The organism is Halorubrum sp. SD612 (genome assembly GCF_002135005.1).
The window spans coordinates 1-2,568 of record NZ_NEWI01000256.1 but is presented as its reverse complement, the minus strand read 5'-3'; the positions used below and the strand labels follow the sequence as shown (position 1 = coordinate 2,568).

At 70.6% G+C, this 2,568-nt stretch carries 4 protein-coding genes and 1 pseudogene; 3 read left to right on the top strand and 2 right to left on the bottom strand.

Annotation, left to right across the window (positions count from 1 at the left end):
- The 3 genes and pseudogenes from B9G38_RS17960 to B9G38_RS16020 form a co-directional block, all read left to right on the top strand.
- A pseudogene (locus B9G38_RS17960) lies at positions 1-161 on the top strand (V-type ATP synthase subunit B); the annotation flags it as partial.
- 138 nt (positions 162-299) lie between these two features.
- The gene (locus B9G38_RS16025) at positions 300-1,001 is read left to right on the top strand and encodes a V-type ATP synthase subunit D (protein ID WP_086221039.1); all 702 of its coding nucleotides are present in this window, start codon (positions 300-302) and stop codon (positions 999-1,001) included.
- A gap of 107 nt (positions 1,002-1,108) precedes the next feature.
- Positions 1,109-1,498, top strand: a complete 390-nt coding sequence (locus tag B9G38_RS16020; protein ID WP_086221038.1) for a DUF6276 family protein — start codon at positions 1,109-1,111, stop codon at positions 1,496-1,498.
- A 41-nt stretch (positions 1,499-1,539) separates the two neighbouring features.
- Here B9G38_RS16020 and B9G38_RS16015 read toward each other — a convergent pair whose 3' ends face one another.
- Together B9G38_RS16015 and B9G38_RS16010 are read right to left on the bottom strand one after the other, a co-directional pair.
- Positions 1,540-1,887, bottom strand: coding sequence for a hypothetical protein (locus B9G38_RS16015; RefSeq protein ID WP_086221037.1), 348 nt, complete (start codon positions 1,885-1,887; stop codon positions 1,540-1,542).
- Between the two features lie 113 nt (positions 1,888-2,000).
- Positions 2,001-2,568: stage II sporulation protein M (locus B9G38_RS16010; protein WP_143415549.1), on the bottom strand; the 568-nt coding region annotated here is incomplete at its 5' end.

The following is a 2,568-nucleotide window of genomic DNA, read 5'->3' as shown; positions in this document are numbered from 1 at the left end:
GCTTCGAGACGAACCGCGACATCGACGAGACGCTCTCGATCGGCTGGGACCTCCTCTCGATGCTGCCGAAGGACGCCCTCAACCGGATCGACGAGGAGTTCATCGAGGAGCACTACCGCGAGGACGAGTCCGAGCGCGAAGTCCTCGAAGCGGCCGACTAACGCCGCGACTCACTTTTCGCCGCGCGTCGCGCGCTCGCCCCGTAGCGACGACGCTGTCGCAGTTCGGCCGTAGACGGGCCCGCCGAACCGGCGCGTCTGAAAAGAATTATCCGCCTCGGAGCGGAACCTTCCCTCAAGATGGCCAAGGACGTCAAACCGACGCGGAAGAACCTGATGGCGATCGAGGACCGCATCGAGCTCTCCGAGCGCGGTCACGACACGCTCGAACAGAAGCGCGACGGGCTCATCATGGAGTTCATGGACATCCTCGACCAGGCGCAGGACGTCCGGTCCGAGGTCTCCGAGAACTACGAGACGGCCCAGCGCAAGATCGACATGGCCCGGGCGATGGAGGGCGACGTGGCCGTCCGCGGCGCGGCCGCGGCGCTGAAAGAGCACCCCGAGATCACGACCCAGTCGAAGAACATCATGGGCGTCGTGGTCCCGCAGATCGAGTCCTCGAAGGTGAAGAAGAGCCTCGACGAGCGGGGCTACGGGCTGCTCGGCTCCTCGGCGCGGATCGACGAGGCGGCCGACGCCTACGAGGAGCTGTTAGAGAAGATCATCCTCGCCGCCGAGGTCGAGACGGCGATGAAGAAGATGCTCACGGAGATCGAGACCACGAAGCGCCGCGTGAACGCTCTCGAATTCACCCTGCTCCCGACGCTCTACGAGAACCAGGAGTACATCGAGCAGAAGCTCGAAGAGCAGGAGCGCGAGGAGATCTTCCGCATGAAGAAGATCAAAGCGAAGAAGGAGGAAGAGGAGAAGGCGGAGGCCGAGGAGGCGGCCGCGGAGGTCGCGGCCGCGGAGACCGAGGAGCCGGAACCCGCCGACTGACGCCCCGTCGCGGCGCCGGGTTCCGAACTGCCATCACCGCTTCCGCGTCGGTCGCCGCTCGTTTTTCCGCCGTCGGCTTTTAGCCCGACCCGCCCGTACCGGTGAGCGTGTCCTGTCCACACTGCGACGCCGAGGCCGTCGCCTTCGCGGTGCCGCCGGCGCTCCGCGAGCACGCTCCGGCCGACCCGGCGGCGATCTGTACGCGGTGTCTACGCGTCGTCGCGGCCGACGAGGCGGGCGTCGCGGACGCCGCGACCGACGACCCCGACCTCGCCCGCGTCGACGTCGCCTTCCCGTCCGGGGAGGCGGGGATCGCCCTGGCGCTCTGCTGCGGGAAGCTGGAGTCGTTCGCCACGAACCGCGCGTCGATCGAGGCGCTGGTCCGCCACGCCGAGGGGGCGGGCGCGGACGTGTTCGCCTTCCTCGGCCGGCTCGACGCCGCCGACGCCGCCTTCGACCTCGACCGGCGCCGGAAGGCCCTGATCGACGCGCTCTGAACGGGCGCGCGTCGGGCGGTGCGCTCCCGGTCGCCGAGCGGCTACAGGTCGACGCCGTCCGGGTCGTTCCACTCGTCGTCGTCGCCGTCGTCCGCCTCCGTCCCCGCCGGACCGAGCCGCTCCTCTCCCTGCCGCGACTCGTGGACTGCGAAGCCGCCGGTGCGGTCGTCGCTCCCGCCGGCGTACGGGTCGGTCTCGGGGTCGTACTCCTGTTCGTCGCGCTCGAAGACGTACGCGAGGAAGCCGAACAGCGGGACGACGAACGAGATGAGCGCCCACTTGCGGGAGTTCATCCCGTAGTTCGGTGCGTCCACGTACGCGTACGCGGCGAAGCCGACGAGCCACGCGAGCGGGACGCCGACGAGGATGACGGCGACGAGCGGCTGCATACCGACGGTTCGGGTGCGCAGTAATAAGGCTGCGGGCGAGGCGGCGTCGGCGCCCGGTCGCCGGTGCGCTCGGCGGTCCGCCGGCCGCGGGCGAGGCCGCGCTCCGTCGCGGCCTAGAGGAACGGCCGCCAGTAGTACGGGCTGACGAACCCCTCGACGACCCCGGCGACGGCGAACAAGATCCCGAGCCCGACGGTCACCCAGAAGGCGGTATCCAAGGCGTCGGCGAGCCGATCGCGGCTCGCGCGCCCCCGCAGCGTCCGCCACGAGACGACGCCGAGACGGACCCCCAGCGCGCCCGAGACGACGAGCGCGGGGATCTCGACGACCCCGTGCGGGACCACGAACGCGACGAGCGCGAGGGGGTTCTCTTCGAGGGCGGCGGTCGCGCCGAGCGCGAGTCCGTTGAAGGCCAGCGACGAGAGCGCGGGGAGGGCGAGCCCCACGCCGGAGAAGGAGGTCGCGATCGCGACCCCCCAGTTGTTCCCGAAGTACGTCAGCGCCGCCACGGGCGGGATCTGTCCGGCGATTCGCCCCTCGATCGAGGTCGGGACCGTCTCGGCGAAGGGGGCGGCGGCGGCCCACCCGAGCGCGCCGAACCCGACCGCCACCCCGAGCGCGAGCGCGTGGCTTCCGGGCGTCGACCGAACGAACCCCGCCAGCTCGCGCTCGGGGTGGCGG

Coding starts and splice junctions, on each gene's coding strand:
- B9G38_RS16025 (WP_086221039.1), top strand. CDS start 300: ATGGCCAAGGACGTCAAACCGACGCGGAAGAACCTGATGGCGATCGAG.
- B9G38_RS16015 (WP_086221037.1), bottom strand. CDS start 1,887: ATGCAGCCGCTCGTCGCCGTCATCCTCGTCGGCGTCCCGCTCGCGTGG.